Genomic DNA, 26,158 nt, shown 5'->3' with positions numbered 1-26,158 from the left:
GACGTAATTTGAGATGCCCGGCGTCGCCGCCGGGCATCTCTCGCTACCATGTCAAACTGAGCGCGAAAGACCGAATACGATGCAAGCTCTCTACGCCCAGCTTTTGGTCGGACTGATCAATGGCTCCTTTTACGCGCTGCTCAGTCTTGGGCTTGCCGTGATTTTCGGCATGCTCAACATCATCAATTTCGCGCATGGCGCGCTCTACATGATGGGAGCGTTCTGTGCGTACTTCCTGCTGACCTATGGCGGGATTAACTACTGGTGGGCGCTGATCCTTGCGCCGGTCATTGTCGGCGGATTCGGCATTCTGCTCGAGCGCACCATGCTGCAGTGGCTGACCGGGCTTGATCACCTGTACGGCCTGCTGCTGACCTTCGGCCTCGCGCTCATCATCCAGGGCGTGTTCCAGAACTATTTCGGCTCATCCGGTCTGCCGTATGCGATCCCGGATCTGCTTAAGGGCGGTGTCAATCTCGGCTTCATGTATCTGCCGATCTATCGTGGCTGGGTGGTGATCTTCTCGCTCGTGATCTGCGTGGCGACCTGGTATCTGATCGAGCGTACCCGGCTCGGCGCCTACCTGCGCGCGGCCACTGAAAATCCCACTTTGGTGCGCGCCTTCGGCATCAACGTGCCGCGCATGATCACCCTGACCTATGGGCTGGGTGTCGGCCTTGCCGCATTGGCCGGGGTACTCTCGGCTCCGATCAACCAGGTGCGTCCGCTGATGGGCGCCGACCTCATCATCGTCGTGTTCGCGGTGGTGGTGATCGGCGGCATGGGTTCGATCATGGGATCGATCATCACCGGATTTGCGCTCGGCGTGATCGAGGGATTGACCAAGTATTTTTATCCGGAAGCTTCCAACACCGTTGTGTTCGTTTTGATGGTGCTGGTGCTGCTGGTGAAGCCAACGGGACTGACGGGACGGGCAAACTAATATGGCGACAATCACTGACAATGCCGTTCCTGCAACGGGGCGTTCCACCAGCGACGAAATGATCGCGTTCGTCATCATGGCGGTGCTGCTGGCCGCCGTGCCGCTGACCCCGATTTACCCGTACTTCGTGATGCAGGCGCTGTGCTTTGCGCTGTTCGCCTGTGCCTTCAACCTGCTGATCGGCTATGGCGGCCTGCTGTCGTTCGGCCACGCCATGTTCCTCGGCACCGCCGGCTACGCCACGGCGCATGCGGTGAAGGAGTGGGGCTTCCGCCCGGAATTCGGCATCCTGTTCGGCATGCTGGCGGCTGCCGCCATGAGCGTGGTGACGGGACTGATCGCGATCCGGCGTCAGGGCATCTATTTTGCGATGATCACGCTGGCGCTGTCGCAGCTGATCTACTTCATCTACCTGCAAACCCCATTCACCCACGGCGAAGACGGCATTCAGGGCATTCCGCAAGGCATCATGCTCGGCCTTTTCGACTTGTCGAAGCCGATCACGCTCTATTACGTCGTGCTGGCGATCTTCCTGGCGGCCTTCCTGCTGATCCACCGCACCATCAATTCGCCGTTCGGCGAGGTGCTGAAGTCGATCCGCGAGAACGAGCAGCGGGCGATCTCGCTCGGCTACAAGACCGACCAGTACAAGCTGTTGGCCTTCATCCTGTCGGGCACGCTGGCGGGCCTGGCCGGTGCCGTGAAGGTGTTCGTGGCGCAGAACGCCTCGCTGACGGACGTGCACTGGAGCATGTCGGGCGAGGTGGTGCTGATGACCCTGGTGGGCGGCCTCGGCACCGTGTTCGGGCCGGTGGTCGGGGCTTTTGTCATCATCGCCATGCAGCAGTATCTGGCCGGCTTCGGCCAGTGGGTGCAGGTGATTCAGGGCGCGATCTTCGTCATCTGCGTGCTGACCTTCCGCCGCGGTGTCATCGGCGAAATCGCCCATTTCTTCAAGCGGTCGCTGTAATCGACTGATTTATAGAGCTTTCTCGGTCGCACAAACCAGTGGATGACCGCCCAAGATATCTTGGGCGGCATCAGTTGGCGTGCGAAGCGGTTTGTGACAGATAGATGACGTCTGTCCTTCCGGAGAATGATCATGCTTGGCTGGTTTCGTGCTCTCTTGCCGAAGGAGGAGAGGTTCTTTGACCTGTTTGCCAAGCATTCACAGGCGGTGCTGAAGGGGGCAGAAGCGCTCGAGGAAATGATGCGCGGGGGCGAGGAAACCCCGGTGTATTGCCAGCGTGTCAGCCAGTTCGAAAACGATGCCGATCAGGTCACCCGCGAGGTGCTGATGGCCGTTCGGCGCACCTTCATCACGCCGTTCGACCGCGGCGATATCAAGAACCTGATCACGGCGATGGATGATGCCATCGACCAGATGCAGCAGACGGCGAAGGCTGTGATCCTGTTCGAGGTGCGGACGTTTGAACCGCCGATGCGCGAGATCGGAACCATCCTGGTCCAATGCGCGACGCTTGTGGGCCGTTGCATTCCGTTGATGCAGTCGATGGGCGAGAATGTCGTGACCCTCACGGCGCTGACCGAGGAAATTACCCGGCTCGAGGGCCGCGTCGACGATCTGAACGACATTGGTCTCAGGGAGCTGTTCCTCAAACATCGGGATGGCAGCGCCATGGACTTTGTCGTCGGCACTGAAATCTACAAGCACCTCGAAAAGGTGGCGGATCGGTTCGACGACGTGGCGAACGAGATCAACAGCATTGTAATCGAGCAGGTCTAGGCCGTGGATGCTTCGCTGGCTTTTCCGGTCCTGGTAGGGCTGATCGCTGTCGCGCTGGTGTTCGATTTTCTCAACGGACTGCATGACGCTGCCAACTCGATCGCGACCATCGTGTCCACCCGTGTGCTGCGACCGCAATACGCGGTGGCATGGGCCGCCTTCTTCAATTTCATTGCATTTGCCGTGTTCGGCCTTCACGTCGCACAGACGATCGGTACGGGCATCATTCACCCCGAAGTCATTGACTCACAGGTGATCTTTGCCGCGTTGAGCGGCGCCATCGTATGGAACATTGTCACGTGGGCCCTTGGCCTGCCGTCGAGCAGTTCGCATGCGCTGATCGGTGGGTTGTTGGGGGCAGGTGTCGCCAAGGCCGGAATTTCGGTTGCCGTGTGGAGCGGGTTATCGAAGGCGCTGCTCGCCATCGTGCTGTCGCCGCTCGTCGGGTTTCTGCTCGCATTGTTGTTGACGGCGATCGTGTCATGGGCCTCGGTCCGCTCGACGCCGTTTGCGGTCGATCGCGCGTTCCGAATTCTGCAGTTTGCTTCAGCCTCGCTGTATTCGCTGGGGCACGGCGGCAACGATGCCCAGAAGACCATGGGCATCATTGCGGTCCTGCTGTACTCGCAAGGCTACCTTGGAACCGAGTTCAGCGTGCCGTTCTGGGTGGTGCTGTCCTGTCAGGCTGCCATGGCGCTGGGCACTTTGATGGGCGGTTGGAAGATCGTCCGCACCATGGGCTTGCGCATCACCAAGCTGACGCCGATGCAGGGCTTTTGTGCGGAGACCGGCGGCGCCGCCACGCTGTTCATGGCGACGTTCCTTGGTGTGCCGGTGTCGACCACGCATACCATTACGGGCGCCATCGTTGGTGTCGGTGCCGCCCGTCGCGTGTCGGCCGTGCGCTGGAACGTGGCCGGCTCCATCGTGATTGCCTGGATCTTCACGATCCCAGCATCGGCGCTCGTCGCGGGCGCAACGTTCTATGCCGTCTCGTTGTTCGTCCACTGATTGCGTCAGGAGACGAGTTTCAGCCCGATGATGCCGGCGATGATCAAGCCGATATAGGCGAGACGGATGGCGGTGGCGGGTTCGCCGAGCAGCCAGATGCCCAGCAGGGCGGTTCCCACGGTGCCAATGCCGGTCCAAACCGCATAGGCCGTGCCGACCGGGAGTGTCTTGAGCGACAGGCCGAGCAGGACGACGCTGGCGACCATGCTGACCAGGGTCAGCGCCGAGGGCACCAGACGCGTAAAACCGTCAGTATATTTGAGGCCGATCGCCCAGCCGATTTCCATCAATCCGGCGATGAACAGTATTCCCCATGCCATGGAGGTATCCTTTCATGGCAGGGCCGTCCCTGCAGATGTCGGTGATGTCGAGGTCGTCCTCGCATCCCAAATATACAGGGAGAGGAACAAGATGCAAGTGCATGGAGTTCTGAATCTTCCTTGATCCTGCCGCGTTTCTTTGCCACACGCTCGCCACCATGACCGACATTGCAGTGACCACTGAGTCCCCATCGCGCGCGCCGCTCGCCCAGGAGGTGAAGCGCCGGCGTACGTTCGCGATCATCTCGCATCCTGACGCCGGTAAAACGACGCTGACGGAAAAGTTGTTGCTGTTCGGCGGCGCTATCAATCTGGCAGGGCAGGTGAAGGCGAAGGGCGAGCGCCGCAACACGCGTTCGGACTGGATGAAGATCGAGCGCGAGCGCGGCATTTCCGTCGTCACGTCGGTGATGACGTTCGAGTTTCAGGACCTCGTTTTCAACCTGCTCGACACCCCGGGCCACGAAGACTTCTCGGAAGATACCTACCGGACTCTCACGGCCGTCGACTCGGCTGTGATGGTGATCGACGCGGCCAAGGGCATCGAGGCGCGGACCCGCAAGCTGTTCGAGGTCTGCCGGTTGCGCGACATTCCGATCATCACCTTCATCAACAAGATGGACCGCGAAAGCCGCGATCCCTTCGACCTGATGGATGAGATTGAAAAGACGCTGGCCCTCGACACCACGCCGATGACATGGCCGGTGGGTCGCGGCCGCGATTTTCTCGGCACCTACGACATTGAAACCGGCGGTGTGCGGCTGCTTGAGGGCGGCGGCGCCAAGACGGGACAGGCCGAGCAGATCGCAATTTCGGATCTTGCCTCGCGCAATCCCAACCTCGACGCCAATGCGGTTGAGGAAGAACTTGCGCTGGTATCGGAGGCATGCAAGCCGTTCGATCTAGAAGCTTTCCGTGAGGGCCATTTGACGCCGGTGTTTTTCGGCTCGGCGTTACGTAATTTCGGCGTCGGCGATCTGCTGGAAGGTCTCGGCCGTTATGCCCCGCCGCCGCGCGCGCAGGAGGCCGATAAGCGCAAGGTTGAAGCGGCTGATCCCAAGATGAGCGCCTTTGTCTTCAAGATTCAGGCGAACATGGATCCGAACCATCGCGACCGCATTGCCTTCGCGCGACTTTGTTCCGGCAAGCTGACCCGTGGCATGAAGGCGAAGCTGGTGCGCACCGGCAAGAACATGAGCCTGTCGTCGCCGCAATTCTTCTTCGCGCAGGATCGCGCCATCGCCGATGAAGCATTTGCGGGCGACGTCGTCGGCATTCCCAATCACGGCACATTGCGCATCGGCGACACGTTGACCGAGGGCGAGGATATCAACTTCGTCGGCGTGCCGAGCTTCGCGCCGGAAATTTTGCGCCGCGTGCGTCTGACGGATGCGATGAAGGCCAAGAAGCTCAAGGAAGCTCTGCAGCAGATGTCGGAAGAGGGCGTCGTGCAGGTGTTCCGGCCGCGCGACGGTGCGCCGGCGTTGGTCGGCGTCGTCGGCATGCTGCAGCTCGACGTGCTGAAGGCGCGACTGGATGCTGAGTATTCGCTGCCGGTGGATTTCGAGATCAGCGAATTCCAGCTGGCGCGCTGGATCGCGGCGGAAGACAGAAAAAAGCTCGACACTTTTCTGGCGGCCAATAATTCCGGTGTTGCCGACGACGTCGACAACGATCCGGTGTTTCTGGCCAAGAACCAGTTCTATCTTGACTACACCCGCGAGCGTTCTGACGGCATCACCTTTTCGAGCGTCAAGGACGTGAAGAAGAGGGCGTGAGCCCGAAATAGCTCATTTAGTCCGGCTTCCCGTATTGCATCGATGTGTCGCGCGGTCTTCAACTTCGCGCGATGACCTTGATGCGAGGTGTTCGTGCCTTATTTCTAAGGTGTTCACGGGCTGCGAGCGGTTTCATGCTCCAACGTACGGCTTTATTCATCCTCACGTTTGCGGCGTTGATTGTTGCGGCCGCGCCATCCGACGCCCGCTCGCAGCGTCAGAATCAGAATAATCCAATACCCTTTTCACATTCGCCGTGCAGCGTGCTGAGCGAGGGGCCTTGCACGCCATATTATTGCAGCCCGCTCAATCACGGGCCATGCATACCCGAGATTGACTATCCGATCGGCGAAAACCTGCAACTGACCGTCCTGAGCAAACCGGACGGCAAAGACGCTTCGAAATATGTAAAGCCCGATCACGATCTCGACACGATTGGCGATCTGTTCGCGGCCCTGCGGTCCTGCTGGACGCCACCGCCGGAGAACGAAGCCCGCGAAGGGATGCAGATGTCGGTGAAATTCTCGTTCAAGCGCGATGGCGGGTTGATCGGGCCGCCGCGCGTCACTTACGCGACCGACGGCGTTTCTGGGCAGACGCGTGATGTCTATCTCGGCGCCATCAAGGAGGCGCTGAACGGTTGCACGCCGCTGACCTTGAGCCATGGGCTGGGCGGGGCCATCGCGGGACGGCCGATCATGATCCGCTACGTGGACAATCGTCCGCTCAGCCAGACTTCCCCAAAGCAATAGTGCTTCCTTTAGCAAGCTTTCTGCTGAACCCAACTCCTGCCTGCCGCGACCAATCTCCGAGGATCCAATAATTCGGATGGGAGTGGCGGGATGGATGGTCAACGGCACACACAAACCGGCCCAGAGGACACGCCCGAGCAGGCGCAGGTGCGCGCCCGCATGTTTCTCATTCTTTCACCGGTCGCGTTCGTAGTCTGCTGGATCGTCGCGCGCACACAAGATGTCTCCAATCAGGAAGCCCTGATCCTTGCCGGTGCTCTTTTCGTGATGTGTCTGTTTTTCTCCCTGTATCAGTGGCTGCGTGGTGAGCGCGCAGCCGGTGACGTGTTCTGGCTGCACATGATTTTTCATTTCTTTCGCCGTGACAATCATTCGGACTGATGCCAATGCGATTTCCAACATTGAGCTTTAGCGATGGAACGATTGAGATCGGCCGATTTGGTAAGGCACCTGTCGTGCTCCATCCGACATTCTTCCTTGCAGCCTTCGTACTGACGTTTCATTTCTGGCACTTGCCCGGCGGTATTGGACCTTTGCTGGTGATCTGCGGCGCAGGAGTGTTGCTAGGCTCGATCCTGCTGCACGAATTGGCCCATGCCAAGGTGGGGCGTCACTACGGCGTCACGGCCCGCCGTATCGATATTAATTTGTTTGGTGGCGTCGTCCATTTTGCGACCTCACCACGCCTGATGCGCCATGATTTTGCGATCACGATTGCGGGGCCGCTATCGAACGCCGCATTGGCGCTCTTAGCACTTCTCGTTCTTGCCGTTGTTCGGTACATCTCGCCTGAGCAGTTCTCGTTCAATCCTGCGGACGTACTCGTTCCTCCCACGAGCATCGTGCACATCGCGCGGTTCGCATGCTTTCTCAACGCCGCGTTAGCCATTGCCAACATGCTGCCGGCGTTTCCGCTCGATGGCGGCCGACTGCTGTACATGCTTGTCGCCAAGCGTTACGGCGCGCACACGGCGACCTTTGTCGTTGCTGCGCTTGGCACCGTGTTTGGAGCGATTGCCAAGTTCGTGCTGCTGGTGTCGACCATGGCCGGCGTCCCGATCTGGTCGCCGCCGCCGTTTATGATCAATTGGGACGCGCTTCAGCAGGCCCGCGGCGGCCGCGCGATCAGGATTTAAGTATTCGCTTCTCGACGTTCGCCTTGATGTTTTTCAGCCCGATTGCTGCTTCGTCATCGATACGTGTGAGTTGATCATCGGTGGGCGGCTTGGGGCGGGCAGGATTGCGCACCGTTCGGGTGAACGTTGTGCGTCCCTCTGCTTCCTCGCAGGTGTATTGAATGACGATGGGGCCCATGAAGTCGGTCTCAGCCTGCACGATCCAGAGCTTGGGACTGACGCAGGCCCGTACGATCCAGTTCAGCGAGACTTCGCCGGAGCGGATATGCCACTTCTCGCTGAACACTTCGCCCGTGTCGAGCGGCCGGTTTTCACTGTCGATGTGATGCGACGCCGCCAGCCATTCCGGCCAGGATTGCGGATTGGTGACGTAATCGAACACAGCCTTCGCCGGCGCGTCGATGATGATGTTATGGCTACGCTCGAAGGCAAAGGTCATGGCAATTCCGTATCCATCACGGGAAGCTAATTTATTCGGATATCACCGCGTTTGATCACATCCGCCCATAATTTGATCTCGGCCCCCATCCGTACGCGCAGGGCTTCGGGCGTTGAGGGAGTAGGCTCCATCAGTTGCGTTTCGAGTTTTTCGCGCACGCTCGGCTTGGTCAACGTGTCGCGCACCTCGTCGTTGATCTGGGCGATGATGGCTGGTGGCGTACCGGCAGGTGCGATCAGCGCGTTCCATGCATCCGACTCCACGTCGATGCCGCTTTCCTTCAGCGTCGGGACGTCCTTTAGAAAGCGCGAGCGTTGAGGGGTTGCAACCGCAAGGATCTTCACCTTGCCTTCGGCAAGCTGGGGCGTGACCGCGATGGCGGGAAGGCACGCCGCCTGAACGTCGCCGCGGATTACCGCCGTAATGGCCTGCGGCGAGCCACCATAAGGAATGTGGGTCATGGTCACACCGGCGCGCTGCGCGATGGCTTCCATGGTGAGGTGCGACAGCGAACCTGCGCCGATGGACCCGAACGCGAATTTGGAAGGATCACGCTTCAAGGCTGCGACGAAATCAGCCACCGAATTGATGCCAAGGCTGGTCGGCACCACCAGCACACTTGGTAACGAGGTGAGCAGCGTGATCGGGGCAATGTCTTTTGCCGGATCGTAAGGCAGCTTCGAGAACAGCAGCGTATTGATGGCAAGCGGTCCACCGAGGCTGATGCCGATCGTTGCGCCGTCCGGTTCAGCCTTGGCGACGGCATCGGTGCCGATATTGCCGCCAGCGCCGGTTTTGTTCTCGACCACAAAGCTGGAGCCGGGGTGCCGTGCTTGCAGATCGTCGGCGAGCACACGGCCGACGAGGTCCGGTGTCGAGCCCGCCGCATAGGGGACAACGATCTTGACCAGCTTGGGTGGCCATGGCGCGGGCGTTTGGGCCGGGGCGGCGGTGATCATGGCGACGGCAAGCGCCAGACCGGCAAGAGCAGCGATTTTCATGGGTTTTGAGGGGGTTAATGCAGGGTTGCGATGCGGAAGCGGCATTGCGCGCGGGACCCTAAAAATGATACCCGAGCACAGCGTAGCCCGACCCTAGCAGTCTCGGCACGCAGAGGAAACGTTCGACAGATAACGTTCTGGTGGTTTCAAGAGACCCGTCCCGGATGCGGGATTTGAGAGGTGGGGGACATGGGACTGCTGACGATGGTTGTAGGGTTGGTGCTGTTTCTTGGCACCCACGTCCTGACGACGTTGCGCGACACGCGCGCGGCGATCATCGCGCGTCTCGGTGAAAGCGGCTACAAAATCGCTTATTCAGTGATCGCCATCGTCGGCATTTACCTGATCGGACGAGGCTTCAGCACTTATCGTGCGACAGAGTGGATCAATGTTTGGTATCCGCCGGTTGCCATGCGGCACATTGCGCTGGGCCTGATGCTGCCTGCAATCATTCTCGTGGTGGCGTCTTATATCCGCGGGCGCATCTATGCGACGGTCAAGCACCCTATGCTTGCGGGCGTGAAGTTGTGGGCCGTGCTACACCTCCTCGCCAATGGCGATCTCGGCTCGATCATCCTGTTCGGCTCTGTTCTCGCGTGGGCAGTGTACGATCGTATTTCCCTGAAAAGCCGCGAAGATCCTGGTGCACCACCCATTCCGGTTGGTGGTCTCGGTAATGACCTGGTCGCGGTTGTGGTCGGGACAGTGGCCTATCTCGCTCTCGCTTTTGCCTTTCATCCACTGGTGATCGGCGTTCCTGTAGTTGGAGTTTAAGACTATGTCCGTGCAAACGACGGTAAAGCGTAAGACCGCCCCCGACATTCTCAAGCGCAAGGGTGGCGAGCCGATCGTCATGCTGACCTCCTATCATGCGCATACTGCGTCGCTGGTCGATCAGTATTGCGATGTCATCCTGGTCGGCGACTCGCTCGGTAACGTGATGCACGGCTTTGAGACCACGGTGCCGGTCACGCTCGATATGATGATCTTGCAGGGCCATGCGGTGATGCGAGGCTCAAAACAGTCTCTGGTCGTGGTGGATATGCCGTTCGGCTCCTATGAAGCTTCGAAGGAGCAGGCGTTTCATTCCGCAGCGCGCATCTTGAAAGAGACCCATTGCGGCGCGGTGAAGCTCGAAGGTGGGGTCCACATGGCGGAGACGATCGAGTTTCTCACCACACGGGGCATTCCCGTAATGGCGCATGTTGGCCTCACACCACAATCGATCAACACCCTCGGGAGCTTCAAGTCGCAGGGGCGCGAGGAAGCGTTGAAACTGATGGAGGGCGGCAACGGCGGTGGTCCTATTCAGGACGATGCGGTCGCAGTAGCTCAGGCCGGCGCGTTTTCGATGGTGGTCGAAGCCGTGGCGGAGCCTTTGGCGCGACGCATTACCGAAGTCGTGCCGGTCCCAACCATTGGCATCGGCGCCAGTGCCGCATGCGATGGCCAGGTGCTTGTGCTGGAGGACATGCTGGGGCTGTCGCCATGGGTTCCAAAATTCGTCAAACGTTATGGCAATCTCGGTCCAGGCATTGAGGCCGCGATCAAGGACTACGCCGCGGAAGTTCGTTCGCGGGCATTTCCCGGACCCGAGCACGTCTATGGAGTTAAGCCCAAAGGCTAAATCCAGGCTAAAGCCGTTTTGCTGATATAAATCCGGTACTTAATGGTAATCGCGCGGTCGGCTAAATGTGGGCCGGGTGATTACATTTCGTCAGGGTTAATGAAATTTCTTCGCTGATTACAAGAATACCAAGGAAGTATTTTAATTGAAGGCTGAGATGGTGCGACTCGCAGTTGAAAAAAGACAAGAACAATGCGAGCGGAATCCCAGGGATCAGCGAATCCGGATCGAAAGTCGGATGAGGCGCCAATGCGTCCTTCTCTGTTCAGAGGAGGTGCGCGGCAACTGAGCCGATGGATCATCGCAGTGACAGCGATTTTGGCGCTGCTGTTCGTGGCCGCCACGGCTGCCGTGATCCTGACATTGCACCAGAGCCTCGTCGAACATGAAAAATCGGACTTGCGAAACCTCGCGGTGATCCTCGCCGAGGAGACTGATCGCTCGTTCCAGTCGGTTGAAATGGCTCAACGCGCTCTGTCGAATGATATCGAGCGCTTCAAGATCACCACTCCCGACGCCTTCAACTTCCACATGGCGAGCAAGGAAGTTCGCACTGTTCTTAGAAATAATATCGCAGCCCTTCCGCACATCTCGGAGCTTGGCATCGGAGCTGTCGACGGCAGTCTGGTCAATAGCACTGCGACGATCGTGGCATCCGCGAACGGACCGCTAAGTTCAAAAGCCGCAGAAGCATTTCGCTCCAACCCCCAGTCGAGAGTAACAGTCACACGACCGGTCCGGATTCCGGCGAGTGACTCATACGGATTCAATATTGCGCGCAAGCTGACGGATTCTCACGGCCACTTTCTGGGGACGATCAACGGTGTCATTCACCTTGATTACCTCGAGCGCTACTTCGAGCGCATCAAGCCGAGCCAGAGCAGCACGATTGCACTCTTCCGCGAAGACGGCACGTTGCTGGTTCGCGTTCCCAGAAAGGCATCTGTCATCGGCCGGCTATTTCCGGGCATTCGCGACTCGCTGGTATCCGGCAATGCCGTGGAAGTGCGTGGCGTAAGCCCGATCGACGGTACTGATAAACTGATGGCGGTGCGCCGGCTGCCGAACCATCCCGTGTTTGTGGTGGTTACCGCAAGCGTTGCGGACGCCATGACAGTCTGGCGCGAGGCCGCGTTTTACTTGGTTGGCGCTGCCGCAATTGTCCTCATCGCAATCGGCATCGTCGTTTTTATCGGGACGAGACGTCTCGCAAGCAACATCAATGCCCACAATGCGCAGTTCAGCTCCGCAATCAACAATACCGCGAAAGGGCTTTTGATATTCGATGATAAGGCCCGGGTCGTTGTTGGCAACGAGGGCTATCTTCGCATGTACAACATGCCTGCCCAGGTCGCTCAGCCAGGGGCGCCGCTGAGGGATCTGCTGAATTATCGCAAGGCGTCAGGCACGTTCAAAGGCGATCCAGCCGAATACCAGCGCCGGGTCCTCGACGAAGTTGGAAGGGGTTTCCGAACCGAGCACACTCTGCAGGTTGCGGATGGCCGCACGATACGTGTGGTCAACGAGCCGATCCCGGGCGGCGGCTACATCTCTACGCATGAAGACGTGACCGAGAGTACGTTGCGCGAAGAATCGTTCAGGCTTCTGTTCGATAACAATCCGATCGCGATGTGGGTGTTCGATCGCGAAACGCTTGAATTTCTCGCGGTCAATGATGCGGCGATTGAACAATACGGTTACGACCGTGAGCAATTCCTCCAGCTATCCGTACTCGATATTCGGCCTGTCGAAGAGCGCGAGCGCTTTGCCACCTTCGTCAGATCAATGCCGAAAAGGGATACCGGGAGGCATATCCGGCGTCATCAGCGTGCGGACGGCAGCATTTTCGAGGTTTGCAGTTATTCTCATTCGTTGCATTACGAGGGCAGGGAAGCGCGACTTGTCGCAAGCGTAGACGTTACCGAACAACGAACGGCTGAGGCCGATCTGCGACGTGCGCAAAAGTTCCTCGACACGGTCATCGAGCATGTTCCGCTGCCCATTATCGTGAAGAAGGTCCCTCCATGCGCGACGGACGCGCGCAATTGCAGCGTGACCCTGGTTAATCGGGCGGCAGAAAATCTGTATGGTATCGAACGCGACAGGTGGATTGGAAGATCATCGTTGGAAATCTATCCCAACGCCGCCGGAGAGCTGTCCACTCAGCTCGATACGAACGCTCTGCTTCAAGAGGGACCACTGCTTTCCGGGGATCACTCGATCGAGACTTCGGCTGGAGCGACGAAGCTTGTCACGTCTCAGCGCGTGGCGATCCGGAGTGACGCTGGAATTGCAGAATACCTTGTCGTTTTGCTGGAAGACGTTACGGAGCGGCGCGAGGCGGAAACTCGTATCGCGTATATGGCTCACCATGATCGCCTGACGGATCTCGCTAACCGTAGCGCTTTTGATGAATGTTTCGCGGCGACCATTGCGAATGCAGCTGCGCAGAACACGCGCGTCGCCGTGATGTGTCTGGATCTCGATGGCTTCAAAGAGATCAATGACCTTCATGGGCATTCGGCAGGCGATCACGTTTTGCGTGAAGTTGCTGCTCGTCTTTCCGCAACAGCGACGGATGCATTCGTTGCCCGTTTCGGCGGCGACGAATTCATGCTCATCACGGCTGATGATGGGGATGGCAATATTTCGCTCGAATTGGCCTCACGGCTCTTGTCGGCTATGGCGGAAAAGATCGATTTCGATGGGCAATCGCTTCATGTTGGCTTGAGCATCGGCATCGCGGTGTACCCGGAGCATGGCACAGATACGCAGAGCCTGCTCGCGAACGCGGATTTGGCGCTTTATCGGGCAAAGGGCCATGACCGGGGAACGGCTCAATACTTTAATTCCGAAATGGACGTCCAGGTGCGCGAGCGCCGCGCGATGCAGGAAGATCTGCGGCAGGCGATTTCTGCAGGGGAATTCACGCTTTACTACCAACCTCAAGTCAGCATGCGCCGCGAAGTCACTGGTTACGAGGCGCTGGCGCGCTGGAATTCTCCCAAATACGGAAACGTATCGCCTGCCGTATTCATTCCGCTTGCGGAGGAGAGCGGCTTGATCGTTCAACTCGGCGAATGGATTCTTCGTGAGGCGTGTCGCGAAGCAGCGTCGTGGCCGCAACCTAAAAAGATTGCGGTCAACATTTCCCCGCGCCAATTCCAGCAGGGTAATCTGCCGGAGATCGTGGTTTCAGCTCTTCTAAGATCCAATCTCTCGCCGTCATTGCTGGAATTGGAAATTACCGAAGGCGTTTTGATCGACGACTTTTCGCGCGCGGTTTCCATCCTGAAGCGCCTCAAAGCAATCGGTGTCGATATCGCTCTTGATGACTTCGGCACCGGATATTCGTCGTTGTCCTATCTTCACTCGTTCTCATTCGACAAGATCAAGATCGATCGCGCATTCATTATGGATCTCGAGCGCAACAAGCATTCCCAGGCGATCGTTCGCGCGGTGATCGGTCTCGGTCGAAGTCTCAACATTCCCATCCTTGCGGAAGGCGTCGAGACCGAAGAACAACTGACGATGCTGGCTCGCGAGGGCTGTGACGCCGTTCAGGGATATCTGACGGGACGCCCACAGTCTGCCGAAACGTTGTTCGAGCGGGGCACGCGCAAGACGGCGTGAGTCCAAGACAGATCGAAACAGTTCGGCCACTGCAAGTCGCTTGTTTCGTCGGCCTGTCCTGTTGTTGCCGCGCAGCAAGTTCTGGTTCCAGTTTTCGGAACTCGTTTCGAAGCTCTCATCGCATTTGGAAAATACCGACCTCTTCGCCTTGGGGAACGAACTCTTCTGGCTATTCGAGGCGGACCTGCATGAGCTCTATCTGCCGATGCATAGGCCTTTATGGAACCTGACATCTGCGCGATCGTTGGCTCTTAAAGCACCGGGCTTTTCGGTCCGAGTGAAAATCACCTGATATTCCGTTGTGTTAGCGGAGCCTTATGTCGGGTTCCGGGCGGACAACGCGTTTGTTGCTCGCGTAGTGGAAATAATCCGCAGCGGCGTCGAATCGGGACGCCGGGTTTTCCTCATCTGCTGCGGTGCCAACAGCCCGGACGGGCAGGGTATTGAATTGAACGGTCCTCACATTGATCCGCGCGGAAATAAATTACTCGCAACCCTGTCGCGCGAAGCCTTCGAAACTCTCAGCCCACATTTCGTGTTCGGAGCTTTCGTGCAGGGCGTCGTGTTGGCTGAGGCCGGTGAGGAGATTGAGTCTGTCTACTTCCCTCTGAGCGGCATGATTTCAATCGTTGTTGTGATGAAGGATGGCAAGGCGATTGAGACCGCGACCGTCGGCCGCGACGGTGTCTTTGGTGCTATGGTTGGGTTTGGACCGTACATCTCGAGGGTCCGAGCAATTGTCCAGATGCCGATCACTGCGATCCGCGTTCCATCGCTGCAATTCAGAAAAGCTACGCAAGGAAGCCGAGAGCTTCAGAACCTCTGCATTGACTACAACGAGTTCTTGTTAGTTCAGGCGCGTATCAGTGCTGCGTGCAATGCTTTGCACAAAGTCGAGGCGCGTTTTTGCCGGTGGTTGCTGCAGACGCGCGAAACAACCGGAAGCGATACCATCACCCTGACGCAGGAGTTTCTGTCGGAAATGCTCGGCGTGCGCCGCACGTCAGTGACCGATGTTGCATCGAAGTTGCAAGGTGCAGGTGTGATTAGCTACTCCCGCGGCGTGATCAGGATCATCGACTTGCTGGCACTGAAAGCATTGTCCTGCGAATGCTATGAAACTCTGCTTGAGCAGCGCGCGATTTGATTTACGATTGAACTATTCCGCATGGTTGACCTGTCGGCGTTTTCGCCGCTCTGCTCGGCATTGAGAGCAAACGAAGCCGATCGTGTGAGGGTCTTCTTTGCGCTTGTAGTTCGAGCAGGGGGCGAGCCCCGGAATCCTTCTATCTTAGATTCAGATCAGATTTGTTGGCATGGTCGCGCTTCATCGGTGGTGAGCGCATCGGCTTTGCTGTTTTGAGCAAAGAAAAAGCCCGCCGTTCTGCCGGGCTTGAGTATTGGCAGATCGGGTGTTGCGATCTTCTTGCGGACTCATGATCGTCGAGATTTGCTTGACGGCAAATCGATCGATGGCGCAGGCAGCCATGCACGACGCGATCCGCTCTCTCCACAAGTAGGCCGGCTTACTTGGGGGGAAGCCGGCCTGGCTTGGGGTAGCAAGCACGGAGGGACCCGTGCTTACCTTCATCGAACAATGTTGTTGATGTGTGGTCGAGTCGGTCGTTGGCGTTAGCGGGTTAATGCTTTCGGAATGTCTGCGTCGGCATCAACCAAATTTCCTGCTCCATGCGGCAGGGCGGTTGCGAACTGTCCTGACCCAGATGAGGGCCGCGAGAGCGAACAAGCTCGCAGAGAGAAATAGAACGACGTACATTTCACGAATCTTTACGAATCTTCGAATTGAGAGGTCGCGGCTCTTATCATCGGCGCGCGGCACGCATCAACCATTCATCGATGTCGGTGATGTGCGAGGATGCCCGGCGCAATATGTCGAAACATCCCCGCGTACCAAGAGGGTTTACAGCGGCGAGATTATTGCCGCGCCCGCCGGCTCCAAATGCATAGCACCCGTGCCAAAATCAGTCGTCTCATCCAGCGCAAAGACTCCGCATCGGCACACTAAAGTTGAAGAAGGTTAGTGCCACTGTCGGGGACAGACCTTTGACTGATTGCCCGGCCCTCGGCCGGGAGGGGCAATGGACCTTGGCCGCCCGCCGGCCGGTATCGTTAAGGCTCTGGTCCGTCTTGCTTTGCCTTGTGGCCGCCATACCGGTACTGTATCGCCGCCGCCACATTGGGGAGCGCGCGCGAGCCGCGCGGCTGTGTGGCGTTCTCAATAAACATCGGCGGGACGACATAAGTGTCTGAATTATTTAGTGAAATTGACGAAGACTTGCGCCGCGAGAAGCTCAAGAAGCTTTGGGAGCAGTATTCGGTCTTCATCGTGGCCGGTGCGATTCTGATTATCGCAGCCGTCGGAGGCTGGCGCGGTTACCAGTATTGGCAGGCCAAGCAGGCTGCCGAGGCCGGTTCGGCTTTCGAAGCTGCCATCACCTTGTCCGAGCAGGGCAAACACGCCGAGGCAGAGGCCGCGTTCGCGAAGATCGCCGCAGGCTCGTCACGGGGATACGCCGGGCTGGCGCGGCTGCGCGCCGCTGCGGAGGTCGCGGTCCGCGATCCGCAGGAGGCCGCGAAGCTTTATGATTCAATCACTGCAAACCCAGCGATGTCGACTTCGGAACAGGATCTGGCTCGTCTTCGTGCGGGGAGCCTGCTGATGGAAACGGCACCTTATGATGCCATGCGGCAGCGGCTTGAGCCTGCGACGGGCCCGGACCGCACCTACCGGCATTCGGCCCGTGAGCTTCTCGCTTTGTCAGCATGGCGGAATAACGATGCCGTCGCGGCGCGTCAGTGGCTCGACATGATAGCCAATGATGGGCAAACGCCAGCGGGGATGCGTAGCCGCGCGGAGGCCCTGCAGGCGCTGCTGCCACCTGCGGCCAAAAGCTGAAGCTTGATCGGATGAAATCGATGCGTCTTTCGCAGCGCCTGATTGCTATCACCGTCTTGGCAGCCATTGGTATGGCATTGGCGGGATGTAGCAGTAGTAGTTTCGATCCGACCGATCTGATGGATTGGTTCGACACCAAAAAGAAGATTCCAGGCGAGCGTAAGCCGGTATTTCCGGATGGCGTTCCGGGCGTCGAGCAGGGCGTCCCGAAGGACCTCTACAAGGGGGCGCAACAGCAGCAGGATCAGGCGCCTGTAGCCGAGACGGCTCCGCCGCCACCGCCGGCACCCGAGCCGAAAGCCAAGCGCAGGTCCAGCTCTCACACCGCCGCGCGGTCTGCTCCAGCGGCCGAGCCAGCACAAAATGCGGCGCCGTCTGAGTCGGACGAGGGGGGCGCAGCTGCGGTCCCGCCAGCGCCGCCTCCGCCCAAGGTGAAGCGCAAGCGGATTACCGCTCCACCTCCGGATGCGCCGGCCCCGCAGGCCCAGCAAGCGGCTCCGCCGCCTCCTGCGCCGCCGCCACAGCAATCATCAACGCCATTCCCGGCGCCTTTGCCGAGCGGCGGATTCGCGCGCTGATTTTCTTAGGTTTGGCCGCGGTTCTTCATGAACCGCGGCGCTTCAGCTGATCCTTTTTATTGACACGTGGTCCGTAAAGGGCGAACGGATCGAACATGTCGTCGTTTACAATTGCCATCATAGGCCGGCCAAACGTCGGCAAGTCGACCCTGTTCAACCGGCTTGTTGGACAGAAGCTCGCATTGGTCGATGACCAGCCCGGTGTCACGCGTGACCGACGTGCAGGTGACGCCCGTCTCGGCGATCTCGAGTTCACCATTATCGATACTGCGGGTCTCGACGAAGGCGCCAAGGGCTCACTCACCGCGCGCATGCAGGAGCAAACTGAGGCTGCCATCGCCTCGGCAGATGCTTTGATGTTCGTGATCGACGCCCGCGCTGGATTGACTCCGAACGACCGTGCGTTTGCCGATTTTGCACGCCGTGCCAACAAGCCGGTTCTGCTGCTCGCCAACAAGAGCGAGGGCAAGCATGGCGATGCCGGTGCGATGGAGGCCTACGCGCTTGGGCTCGGTGATCCGATCCCGGTCTCTGCCGAGCACGGCGAAGGCCTTAGCGACCTCTACGATGCCTTGCGCGAATTGATGCCCGAGCCCGTCCATGATGACGAAGATGAGGATGGGGATCCGGATTCGTTTGCGAACGTTGACGGGGCCGATGAAAGTCTCTCGACACGCCCCATTCGCGTCGCCGTGCTTGGCCGTCCCAATGCCGGCAAGTCCACACTGATCAACCATCTGCTTGGCGAAGAGCGCCTGCTGACCAGCCCCGAGGCCGGCACAACCCGCGACTCCATCGCGGTCGACGTCTCCTGGAAGGGGCGTGATTTTCGTGTGTTCGACACGGCCGGTCTGCGGCGGCGCTCGCGTATCGAGGACAAGCTCGAGAAACTCTCGGTGTCGGACGCATTACGCGCGGTTCGTTTCGCCGAAGTGGTCGTGCTGATGATGGACGCGCAAAACCGTTTCGAAGAGCAGGATTTGCGCCTTGCGGATCTTATCGAACGTGAAGGCCGTGCGATCGTACTCGCGGTCAACAAATGGGATCTGATGGATCGGGCGCCAAGTCAGATCGCAAAGTTACGCGAGGATGTGGATCACTGGCTGCCGCAAGTCAAAGGCGCACCGGTCGTCGCCGTCTCAGGTCTGATGGGTGAGGGCATCGATCGACTGATGAAGGCGATTGAAGATGCTTATTCTGTATGGAACAGGCGTGCATCCACCAGTCAGCTCAATCGCTGGTTCGAGCAGGCGGTCCATAACAATCCGCCGCCTGCGGTGTCGGGCCGTCGTTTGAAGCTCAACTACATCACACAGACCAAGGCGCGTCCGCCGAGTTTCGTGGTGTTCTGCTCTCGCGCCGACGCGGTGCCGGAATCCTATCTGCGCTATCTGAGCAACAGCCTGCGCAGCACCTTTGAACTGCCCGGCACGCCGATCCGGATTACGCTGCGCGAGAAGGCAAATCCGTTTGCGCATAAAGCCAAACGGAAGTCCTAGAAATCCGGATGATCGATCTTAAGCTGGCAGCCGGAACGTCATGATTGTCTTGGTCCGGTAATCGTAGAGTTTGCCGGATTCCATCCATGATGGGGCGCACATCGGAACGATAAACTCCGCGACCTGCTCAGGCGTATCGAGCGTCATCGGATCTTCGCCCGGCATGACTGTCGCGCGCATGCGGGTGCGGATCGGCCCCGGGCTGAACAGATTGACACGGATGGGTGTTGTCGCCGTCTCGTGAGCCCAGACGCGAACGAGCGCATCCAGCGCGGCTTTGGACGCTGCGTAGGGGCCCATATAAGCGTTGGCCTGGTGGGCAATTCCCGAGGTGAGAAACACCGCACGCCCCGCATCCGACTGCCGCAGAAGCGGCTCCATACAGCGGATCAATTGAAAGTTTGCTGTGACGTTCACAGCCATCACATTGTCCCAGAACTTGGGATCGGTGTGGCCGAGGGGCGAGGATGTTCCCGCGAGGCCGGCATTGCCGACGAGGATGTCGAGCTTGCCGTGACGTTCGTTCAGTGCCGCTCCAAGCCGGGCGATGCCGTCGAGGTCCGTCATATCGAGCGGGACGAGGGTTGCTGTTCCACCATCCTTTCGGATGTCATCGTCGAGCTCCTCAAGCCCTCCCTGGGTCCGGGCGACCGCAATGATGTGGGCGCCTGCGCGCGCGAGGGCGCGAGCCGTAGCGTAGCCGATGCCGCGCGATGCGCCGGTCACAAGAGCGATGCGGGAGGAAAGATCGGCAGCCATCAAAGAAATCCTCATCACGCGGCCGACCTCGGCCGCTCGTGGACCGTCTTTTAAAGCGGTGGTCGTGCGGCACAAGACCGGAATGGCAGAATGGAGCCGCCATTCATGGTAGATGAGGTCATGGACCTGAACCTGCATTCCGCCGAGGGGCGGTGGCGGCCTATGGCTGAAGTGGACCTCCCGGCTGCCAGTGCCCTCGCGGCCTCCATTCATCCCGCGTTTCCGGAGGACGATGCGGTGTTCGTCGAACGGCTCGCGCTGTATCCGGCCGGCTGCGGAGTCTTCGACCGTGGCGGTCAAGCGGAGGCTTACGTCGTCAGCCATCCATGGCGGCGTTTTGAGGCGCCGCCGCTCAATTCGCTATTGGGAGCTTTGCCGGCCAGCCCGTCCACGTTTTACATCCACGATCTCGCGCTTTCGCCCGCGGTTCGAAACACCGGCGCAGCTGCCCAGATTGTCGCGTGGCTCGCGGAGTATGCGCTGGCGGAAGGGATCCGCCATATGTCGCTGATCGCGGTCAACGGGTCAGCGGGCTTTTGGCAACGGCAGGGATTCACCGCGACGCAGGATCGAACGTTAGCGCGAACGCTCGATAGCTATGAAGGTGGCGCGCAATACATGGTGCGCGACCTCTTTTAAGCTCACTGCAGCGAGCTTACGAAATGCGAGTTCTCAGCTGGCTTCCGCGAGGAGCGACAGCTGGTGCTGGTTTTGCTCGACCTGGCTCTGATCGGTGAGGGGCGTCGGATAATCGCCGGTGAAGCAGTGATCCGAGAACTTCGGATTGGCAGGATCGCGGCCCGGTTCACCCATGGCGCGGTACATGCCGTCGATCGACAGGAACGCCAGCGAGTCCGCGCCGATGATATCGCGCATTTCCTCGATGCTATGGCTCGCGGCCAGAAGGCCGCCACGATCCGGAAGATCGATGCCGTAATAATCGGGATGGATGATCTGGGGCGAGGCGAGACGGAAGTGCACCTCGCGTGCACCCGCATCGCGCATCATGCGGACGATCTTCTTCGAGGTGGTGCCGCGGACCAGTGAATCGTCGATCAGGATGATGCGCTTGCCTTCGATCGCTGCACGGTTCGGGGCGTGTTTCATCCGAACGCCGAGTTCGCGAACGCTCTGGCTGGGCTGAATGAAGGTGCGGCCGACATAGTGGTTGCGGATGATGCCGAGTTCGAACGGGACGCCCGAAGCCTGACTGTAGCCGACGGCAGCCGGCACGCCGGAGTCCGGTACCGGTACCACGACGTCGATATCCGCGTGGCTCTCCTGGGCAAGCTGTGCGCCGAACGCTTTACGGACTTCATAGACCGAACGCCCGCCGACGATGGAATCCGGACGGGCGAAGTAAATGTATTCGAAGATACAGGGGCGCGGAGGCACCGGTGGGAACGGCTTGTGAATTTCCTGGCCCTTCTCGTCGAACACGATGATCTCGCCGGGTTCGACATCACGGACGTATTTCGCCCCGATGATGTCGAGCGCACAGGTCTCGGAGGTCAGGATCGGGCAGCCATCAAGCTCACCGAGTACGAGCGGACGAATACCGCGCGGGTCACGCGCGCCGATCAGCTTCTTGTTGGTGAGCGATACCAGCGCATAGGCACCCTCGATCGTGCGCAGCGCTTCGATATAGCGCTCGATGAACCGGCTGCGCTTGGATTGCGCAACGAGATGCAGGATCACCTCGGTATCGGTGGTCGACTGCATGATGCCGCCATAGCGCACCAGTTCACGGCGCAGCGTCAGGCCATTGGTGAGATTGCCGTTGTGCGCGACGGCGAAGCCGCCGGCGTTCAGTTCAGCGAATAAGGGTTGCACATTGCGGAGAATGGTTCCGCCTGTGGTGGAATAGCGGACGTGCCCGACGGCACTGGAGCCGGGCAGACGATTGATGACTTCGGCGCGGGAGAAGGCATCACCGACGAGGCCAAGCCGGCGCTCGGAGTGAAAGCGCTGACCGTCGAAAGAGACGATGCCGGCAGCTTCCTGGCCGCGATGTTGGAGGGCATGAAGACCGAGCGCTGTAATCGCTGCCGCTTCGGGGTGGCCGTAGATCCCGAACACGCCGCATTCTTCGCGTAGCGTGTCGCCGTCTCCATGCAGGTCCAGATCGCGGTCGTAGTTGTCGGGCGTATCGGAATTGCTGGATTGGCCGTTCATATGGTCCACCGCACCTTGAATGTGTGGCTGCCGGACAGGGATCAACGCCCTGCCGCCTTGCCGTCGATCAACTGTTTGAGCCCGTCGCGGGCCGATTTCGCATACCCACCGTCGTTACCTGCCGCCGCCGTCGAACGCTGATCAGGAGCAGCATCCGTCTGCTGGTCCTCATCGCCTTTTTTCTTGAACCTCTTCAAGATGGTGTTCTCGGGGTCATCCGGCAAGAGCGACATCAGCCAATCGCCGGTTCCTTGCAGCATCACGCGCGACTTGGCGTTACGCACCCATTCAGGCTGTTGTTTGTCGGGCACCAGCCAGACAAAGAACAGGAAGGCCACGACCATGATCAACAGTCCCCGAGCGAGGCCAAAAAGGAAGCCTAACGTGCGGTCGAGCGCGCCGATCCGCGAGTCGAGGATCATGTCTGATATGCGCACGGTGATGATCGAAACGACGATCAATGTGAGGATGAACACACCGGCGACCACGGCGACGGTCGCGATCGTATCGTTGTTGAAGTAGGCTTTGGCGCTCGGAAGCAGCTTTTGATAGGCGTAAAGCGTGGTCAGGGCAGCGGTGCCCCATGCGGCGATCGACAGGATTTCGCGCATGAAACCCCGGATCATGGCCAAGAGTCCCGACAGCAGCATCACGGCAAGAACGATAATGTCGAGAAGCGTTATCGGCATCGGTCAGTCAGGTCCCGGTGATCAGGTCGAGGTGGCGAATCAGCTCATCGTCACGTCGATTAGGTGAAGGCCATATGCCATGTCCCGCAAGGTCACGGAACCCGCAAAAACCACACATCACAGTCAAAACCACGTCGTTCCCGGGGATCGTCCGTTGAGCTTAATGGACAGTTTCTTTGGTGACGCGTTTTGATGGATTGGGGCGGGGAACGCAGCCAAGTGATGGTTGTATAACCGCGGATCTTACGGACGTCATCCGCGCTTTGTCAGTCTTCGCCGCCGAATCCGGGCATCAGGTTCGATTTCTTCGCGGCTGTGGCTTTCTGGCGCGATGGGAACCGGCCTTGGACGATAGCCCGCGACCTAGTCGTTGTCATTGCTTTCAGAGCGAGGCTGTCCCTTCCGCCCACGGGCCGCGATGTCCGCCACCAGCGAGGTGAGTGAACCGACGCTGTTGATCGACAAGCCTGCATCGCCACCCGGTTCGCCGCGTGTGGTTTCGGGGAGGACAGCCCGGCCGAAGCCGAGCTTGGCGGCTTCCTTGAGACGTGCGGAGGTTTGGGCGACAGGGCGAACCGAACCGGAGAGGGATATTTCTCCGAAATAGACCGCATCCACCGGCAACTGCGCGTTGACCAGCGACGACACCAGAGCCGCTGCCGCGGCCATATCGGCCGCCGGCTCCTGAATGCGCAGACCGCCGGCGACGTTGAGGTAGACGTCGTGGCCCGAGAGCTTGACCCCGCAATGGGCCTCCAGCACGGCCAGCACCATCGAGAGCCGGCTGGAATCCCATCCCACCACCGCGCGCCGCGGCGTGCCGAGCGAGGTCGGGGCGACGAGCGCCTGCAATTCGACAAGCACCGGCCGTGTCCCTTCCATGCCGGCGAACACCGCGGTACCGGGACTGCCGAGATCGCGCTCCGACAAGAACAGCTCCGAAGGATTCATCACTTCGCGCAAGCCGAGCCCGGTCATCTCGAACACACCGATTTCGTCGGTCGGACCGAAGCGGTTCTTGATCGAGCGCAGGATACGAAACTGCTGCGAGCCTTCGCCTTCGAACGACAGCACCGCGTCGACCATGTGCTCGACCACCCGTGGACCGGCGATCTGTCCATCCTTGGTGACGTGACCAACCAGGATCAGGGCCGTGCCGGATTTCTTGGCAAACCGGATCAGCGCCTGCGCGGATGCCCGCACCTGCGTCACGGTGCCCGGCGCGGACTCGACAGTGTCGGTCCACATGGTCTGGATCGAGTCGATCACCACCAGGCGCGGCGGCGTGCCTTCCGACAGCGTTGCAATGATATCCTCGACCGAGGTTTCCGCGGCGAGCTGAACGGCGGCGTCTGCCAGTCCCAGTCGCGCCGCGCGGAGCCTCACCTGCGCGACGGCTTCTTCACCTGAAATATAGACAGCGCGATGTCCCGCCCGCGCGAGCAGGCTGGTGGCCTGGGTCAGCAGTGTCGACTTACCGATGCCGGGATCGCCGCCGACCAGCAGCACCGAGCCGCGCACAAAGCCGCCGCCGGTGACGCGATCAAGTTCGCCCATGCCGGACGGTAGCCGCGGCGCGTCGGGGCTGGAGCCGGTCAACGTCTCCAGCTTGAAAAGCCGGCCCTTGCGCTTGGGGCGTAGGTTCGCCGGCATGGTGGTCACGCCGGAGACGTCTTCCTCCGCGAGCGTATTCCACTCGCCGCAGGATTCGCACTTGCCTTGCCACTTGTTGTAGGCGGAGCCGCAATTCTGGCAGACGAAGGAGAGGGCGTTTTTCGCCATGAACTTGAGACTCAGTGCGGCTGGGATTTGCGTTCCTCTTTTGTTCACAATTGCTTTCTGAAAGTCAACCGAATTCGCACCGTCGTCGATAGCGGATGACCGACAGATGCGCCTATCCTGTGCCTTGCATAACGATAGGGAGTCTTCCGCGTCATTCTTCGCTTCCAACCACCTCAACAAATCAAACAACGACCGCGCATGACCGATCACTGCTGACGGCTCGACGCGGCACTAGGGAGTAACGTTATGAGATGGATCGTTGCGCTCGCAGGTCTTGTTGTCGCCACCGCGGTTCACGCGGCCGACGCGCCGAAATTCCAGGTCGACCCACAATGGCCGAAGCCGTTACCGAACAACTGGATCATGGGGCAGGCGGCAGGTGTCGCTGTGGATGCCGACGATCATATCTGGGTGGTACAGCGTCCGCGCACGCTGACCGACGATGAGAAAGCCGCAAGCCTGACACCGCCACGGAGCAAATGCTGCGTTCCGGCCCCGCCGGTCATGGAATTCGATCAGGGAGGAAATCTGATCAAGGCCTGGGGCGGCAAGGGGGAGGGCTTCGATTGGCCCGCCAACGAACACGGCATCTATATCGACAGCAAGGGCTTCGTCTGGCTTGCCGGAAATGGCGAAACCGACGGGATGATCCTCAAATTCACCCGTGACGGCAAATTCGTAATGCAGATCGGCAAGTCCGGCCCGCAGACGGACAGCAAGGACACGACGCGTCTCGGCCGGCCCGCCAACATGACCGTCGATACGGCCGCCCACGAACTTTATGTGGCCGACGGTTACTACAATCACCGCGTCATCGTCTTCGACAGCGAGACCGGTGCGTTCAAGCGCATGTGGGGCGCGTACGGCAAACCGCCGACCGACGAGAAGTTGCCTGCGTACACGCCTGCCGCCGCGCCATCACAGCAGTTTGGCAATCCGGTGCATTGCGTGCGCATCGCGCAGGACGGTCTCGTTTATGTCTGCGACCGGCAGAACGACCGCATTCAGGTGTTCAAGAAGGACGGGACTTTCGTGAAGGAAATGTTCGTCGAGAAGAACACCTTGGCGAATGGCTCGGTGTGGGATCTGGAAATCTGGCCGGACGCCAACGAGACGTTTCTGCTCAACGCCGACGGCGCCAACAATGAAGTTCGAACACTGGTGCGCGATACCGGTGAGATCGTCGGCCGTTTCGGCCGGAACGGCCGCATGGCGGGCGACTTCCACTGGATCCACAATCTTGCACTGGACTCCAAGGGCAACGTCTACACAACGGAAGTGGATAATGGGAAGCGGGCTCAGAAATTCCTGCTGACCGGCAACATGGTCCTGAAGAAACGAACCGCGCAATAATGCGGTCTAGCCAAATCCA

24 protein-coding genes are annotated in these 26,158 nt (G+C 59.5%); 17 read left to right on the top strand and 7 right to left on the bottom strand.

The features are described from left to right. The first annotated feature begins 79 nt into the window (after window positions 1–79). The 4 genes from ACP0KA_RS26495 to ACP0KA_RS26480 all read left to right on the top strand — a co-directional run bounded on the left by ACP0KA_RS26495 (window position 80) and on the right by ACP0KA_RS26480 (window position 3,701). Window positions 80–943 (top strand): branched-chain amino acid ABC transporter permease, encoded by an 864-nt coding sequence (locus ACP0KA_RS26495; protein ID WP_424631938.1) that lies wholly within the window; start codon window positions 80–82, stop codon window positions 941–943. 1 nt (window position 944) lies between these two features. Next, complete coding sequence (locus ACP0KA_RS26490; protein ID WP_424631937.1) at window positions 945–1,913, top strand: branched-chain amino acid ABC transporter permease; 969 nt, start codon at window positions 945–947, stop codon at window positions 1,911–1,913. Window positions 1,914–2,045: 132 nt separating this feature from the next. Beyond that, window positions 2,046–2,690, top strand: a complete 645-nt coding sequence (locus ACP0KA_RS26485; protein ID WP_424631936.1) for a DUF47 domain-containing protein — start codon at window positions 2,046–2,048, stop codon at window positions 2,688–2,690. Between the two features lie 3 nt (window positions 2,691–2,693). Then, on the top strand, window positions 2,694–3,701 hold the full coding sequence (locus tag ACP0KA_RS26480) for an anion permease (RefSeq protein ID WP_424631935.1): 1,008 nt from the start codon (window positions 2,694–2,696) through the stop codon (window positions 3,699–3,701). Window positions 3,702–3,706: 5 nt separating this feature from the next. Here ACP0KA_RS26480 and sugE read toward each other — a convergent pair whose 3' ends face one another. Further along, window positions 3,707–4,021, bottom strand: coding sequence for a quaternary ammonium compound efflux SMR transporter SugE (sugE, locus tag ACP0KA_RS26475; RefSeq protein WP_424631934.1), 315 nt, complete (start codon window positions 4,019–4,021; stop codon window positions 3,707–3,709). 158 nt (window positions 4,022–4,179) lie between these two features. On the opposite strand from sugE, the gene ACP0KA_RS26470 reads away from it, so the two are divergent. The 4 genes from ACP0KA_RS26470 (at window position 4,180) to ACP0KA_RS26455 (ending at window position 7,687) form a co-directional block, all read left to right on the top strand. Next, a complete protein-coding gene (locus tag ACP0KA_RS26470) occupies window positions 4,180–5,799 on the top strand; it encodes a peptide chain release factor 3 (RefSeq protein WP_424631933.1) in 1,620 nt (539 codons plus the stop codon). A 134-nt stretch (window positions 5,800–5,933) separates the two neighbouring features. Beyond that, window positions 5,934–6,551 (top strand): hypothetical protein, encoded by a 618-nt coding sequence (locus ACP0KA_RS26465; protein WP_424631932.1) that lies wholly within the window; start codon window positions 5,934–5,936, stop codon window positions 6,549–6,551. Window positions 6,552–6,641: 90 nt separating this feature from the next. Next, on the top strand, window positions 6,642–6,932 hold the full coding sequence (locus ACP0KA_RS26460; protein ID WP_424631931.1) for a hypothetical protein: 291 nt from the start codon (window positions 6,642–6,644) through the stop codon (window positions 6,930–6,932). A 5-nt stretch (window positions 6,933–6,937) separates the two neighbouring features. Then, window positions 6,938–7,687, top strand: coding sequence for a site-2 protease family protein (locus ACP0KA_RS26455; RefSeq protein ID WP_424631930.1), 750 nt, complete (start codon window positions 6,938–6,940; stop codon window positions 7,685–7,687). Here the strand turns inward: ACP0KA_RS26455 and ACP0KA_RS26450 are convergent. Beyond that, window positions 7,677–8,126 (bottom strand): SRPBCC family protein, encoded by a 450-nt coding sequence (locus ACP0KA_RS26450; RefSeq protein WP_424631929.1) that lies wholly within the window; start codon window positions 8,124–8,126, stop codon window positions 7,677–7,679. The genes ACP0KA_RS26455 and ACP0KA_RS26450 overlap by 11 nt on opposite strands. Window positions 8,127–8,152: 26 nt before the next feature. Further along, window positions 8,153–9,127: a Bug family tripartite tricarboxylate transporter substrate binding protein gene (locus ACP0KA_RS26445; RefSeq protein ID WP_424631928.1), complete on the bottom strand. Its 975-nt coding sequence runs from the start codon at window positions 9,125–9,127 to the stop codon at window positions 8,153–8,155. 189 nt (window positions 9,128–9,316) lie between these two features. On the opposite strand from ACP0KA_RS26445, the gene ACP0KA_RS26440 reads away from it, so the two are divergent. From ACP0KA_RS26440 to der, 7 genes are all read left to right on the top strand, one after another. Next, on the top strand, window positions 9,317–9,901 hold the full coding sequence (locus ACP0KA_RS26440) for an NnrU family protein (protein ID WP_424631927.1): 585 nt from the start codon (window positions 9,317–9,319) through the stop codon (window positions 9,899–9,901). 4 nt (window positions 9,902–9,905) lie between these two features. After that, complete coding sequence (gene panB, locus ACP0KA_RS26435; protein WP_424631926.1) at window positions 9,906–10,754, top strand: 3-methyl-2-oxobutanoate hydroxymethyltransferase; 849 nt, start codon at window positions 9,906–9,908, stop codon at window positions 10,752–10,754. 306 nt (window positions 10,755–11,060) lie between these two features. Next, window positions 11,061–14,387: an EAL domain-containing protein gene (locus tag ACP0KA_RS26430; protein ID WP_424631925.1), complete on the top strand. Its 3,327-nt coding sequence runs from the start codon at window positions 11,061–11,063 to the stop codon at window positions 14,385–14,387. 301 nt (window positions 14,388–14,688) lie between these two features. Continuing rightward, window positions 14,689–15,534 (top strand): Crp/Fnr family transcriptional regulator, encoded by an 846-nt coding sequence (locus tag ACP0KA_RS26425; RefSeq protein WP_424631924.1) that lies wholly within the window; start codon window positions 14,689–14,691, stop codon window positions 15,532–15,534. 1,116 nt (window positions 15,535–16,650) lie between these two features. Further along, window positions 16,651–17,304 carry a tetratricopeptide repeat protein gene (locus ACP0KA_RS26420; RefSeq protein ID WP_424631923.1) on the top strand — a complete coding sequence of 218 codons (654 nt, stop codon included), beginning with the start codon at window positions 16,651–16,653 and terminating at the stop codon, window positions 17,302–17,304. Window positions 17,305–17,324: 20 nt separating this feature from the next. Next, a complete protein-coding gene (locus tag ACP0KA_RS26415) occupies window positions 17,325–17,882 on the top strand; it encodes a hypothetical protein (protein ID WP_424631922.1) in 558 nt (185 codons plus the stop codon). Between the two features lie 95 nt (window positions 17,883–17,977). Then, window positions 17,978–19,381, top strand: coding sequence for a ribosome biogenesis GTPase Der (gene der / locus ACP0KA_RS26410; protein WP_424631921.1), 1,404 nt, complete (start codon window positions 17,978–17,980; stop codon window positions 19,379–19,381). Window positions 19,382–19,399: 18 nt separating this feature from the next. Here der and ACP0KA_RS26405 read toward each other — a convergent pair whose 3' ends face one another. Further along, window positions 19,400–20,140: an SDR family NAD(P)-dependent oxidoreductase gene (locus tag ACP0KA_RS26405; protein ID WP_424631920.1), complete on the bottom strand. Its 741-nt coding sequence runs from the start codon at window positions 20,138–20,140 to the stop codon at window positions 19,400–19,402. 105 nt (window positions 20,141–20,245) lie between these two features. Between ACP0KA_RS26405 and ACP0KA_RS26400 the strand changes: the two genes are divergently transcribed. Continuing rightward, a complete protein-coding gene (locus ACP0KA_RS26400) occupies window positions 20,246–20,779 on the top strand; it encodes a GNAT family N-acetyltransferase (RefSeq protein WP_424631919.1) in 534 nt (177 codons plus the stop codon). Between the two features lie 33 nt (window positions 20,780–20,812). Here the strand turns inward: ACP0KA_RS26400 and purF are convergent, their stop codons facing one another. From purF to radA, 3 genes are all read right to left on the bottom strand, one after another. Next, window positions 20,813–22,315 (bottom strand): amidophosphoribosyltransferase, encoded by a 1,503-nt coding sequence (purF, locus tag ACP0KA_RS26395; RefSeq protein ID WP_424631918.1) that lies wholly within the window; start codon window positions 22,313–22,315, stop codon window positions 20,813–20,815. 41 nt (window positions 22,316–22,356) lie between these two features. Then, on the bottom strand, window positions 22,357–23,004 hold the full coding sequence (locus tag ACP0KA_RS26390) for a CvpA family protein (RefSeq protein WP_424631917.1): 648 nt from the start codon (window positions 23,002–23,004) through the stop codon (window positions 22,357–22,359). A gap of 363 nt (window positions 23,005–23,367) precedes the next feature. Further along, window positions 23,368–24,786: a DNA repair protein RadA gene (radA, locus tag ACP0KA_RS26385; RefSeq protein WP_424631916.1), complete on the bottom strand. Its 1,419-nt coding sequence runs from the start codon at window positions 24,784–24,786 to the stop codon at window positions 23,368–23,370. 246 nt (window positions 24,787–25,032) lie between these two features. Here radA and ACP0KA_RS26380 point away from each other — a divergent pair, with 246 nt between their 5' ends. Further along, window positions 25,033–26,139: a hypothetical protein gene (locus ACP0KA_RS26380; RefSeq protein ID WP_424631915.1), complete on the top strand. Its 1,107-nt coding sequence runs from the start codon at window positions 25,033–25,035 to the stop codon at window positions 26,137–26,139. Window positions 26,140–26,158: the final 19 nt, after the last annotated feature.

The sequence above is a fragment of the Bradyrhizobium sp. SYSU BS000235 genome (assembly GCF_049747295.1).
In the GTDB taxonomy this organism is placed as follows: domain Bacteria; phylum Pseudomonadota; class Alphaproteobacteria; order Rhizobiales; family Xanthobacteraceae; genus Afipia.
This window is presented reverse-complemented; position numbering and strand designations above follow the sequence as displayed.

Coding starts and splice junctions, on each gene's coding strand:
- ACP0KA_RS26495 (WP_424631938.1), top strand. CDS start 80: ATGCAAGCTCTCTACGCCCAGCTTTTGGTCGGACTGATCAATGGCTCC.
- ACP0KA_RS26490 (WP_424631937.1), top strand. CDS start 945: ATGGCGACAATCACTGACAATGCCGTTCCTGCAACGGGGCGTTCCACC.
- ACP0KA_RS26485 (WP_424631936.1), top strand. CDS start 2,046: ATGCTTGGCTGGTTTCGTGCTCTCTTGCCGAAGGAGGAGAGGTTCTTT.
- sugE (WP_424631934.1), bottom strand. CDS start 4,021: ATGGCATGGGGAATACTGTTCATCGCCGGATTGATGGAAATCGGCTGG.
- ACP0KA_RS26470 (WP_424631933.1), top strand. CDS start 4,180: ATGACCGACATTGCAGTGACCACTGAGTCCCCATCGCGCGCGCCGCTC.
- ACP0KA_RS26465 (WP_424631932.1), top strand. CDS start 5,934: ATGCTCCAACGTACGGCTTTATTCATCCTCACGTTTGCGGCGTTGATT.
- ACP0KA_RS26460 (WP_424631931.1), top strand. CDS start 6,642: ATGGATGGTCAACGGCACACACAAACCGGCCCAGAGGACACGCCCGAG.
- ACP0KA_RS26455 (WP_424631930.1), top strand. CDS start 6,938: ATGCGATTTCCAACATTGAGCTTTAGCGATGGAACGATTGAGATCGGC.
- ACP0KA_RS26450 (WP_424631929.1), bottom strand. CDS start 8,126: ATGACCTTTGCCTTCGAGCGTAGCCATAACATCATCATCGACGCGCCG.
- ACP0KA_RS26445 (WP_424631928.1), bottom strand. CDS start 9,127: ATGAAAATCGCTGCTCTTGCCGGTCTGGCGCTTGCCGTCGCCATGATC.
- ACP0KA_RS26440 (WP_424631927.1), top strand. CDS start 9,317: ATGGGACTGCTGACGATGGTTGTAGGGTTGGTGCTGTTTCTTGGCACC.
- panB (WP_424631926.1), top strand. CDS start 9,906: ATGTCCGTGCAAACGACGGTAAAGCGTAAGACCGCCCCCGACATTCTC.
- ACP0KA_RS26415 (WP_424631922.1), top strand. CDS start 17,325: ATGCGTCTTTCGCAGCGCCTGATTGCTATCACCGTCTTGGCAGCCATT.
- der (WP_424631921.1), top strand. CDS start 17,978: ATGTCGTCGTTTACAATTGCCATCATAGGCCGGCCAAACGTCGGCAAG.
- ACP0KA_RS26405 (WP_424631920.1), bottom strand. CDS start 20,140: ATGGCTGCCGATCTTTCCTCCCGCATCGCTCTTGTGACCGGCGCATCG.
- ACP0KA_RS26400 (WP_424631919.1), top strand. CDS start 20,246: ATGGTAGATGAGGTCATGGACCTGAACCTGCATTCCGCCGAGGGGCGG.
- purF (WP_424631918.1), bottom strand. CDS start 22,315: ATGAACGGCCAATCCAGCAATTCCGATACGCCCGACAACTACGACCGC.
- ACP0KA_RS26390 (WP_424631917.1), bottom strand. CDS start 23,004: ATGCCGATAACGCTTCTCGACATTATCGTTCTTGCCGTGATGCTGCTG.
- radA (WP_424631916.1), bottom strand. CDS start 24,786: ATGGCGAAAAACGCCCTCTCCTTCGTCTGCCAGAATTGCGGCTCCGCC.
- ACP0KA_RS26380 (WP_424631915.1), top strand. CDS start 25,033: ATGAGATGGATCGTTGCGCTCGCAGGTCTTGTTGTCGCCACCGCGGTT.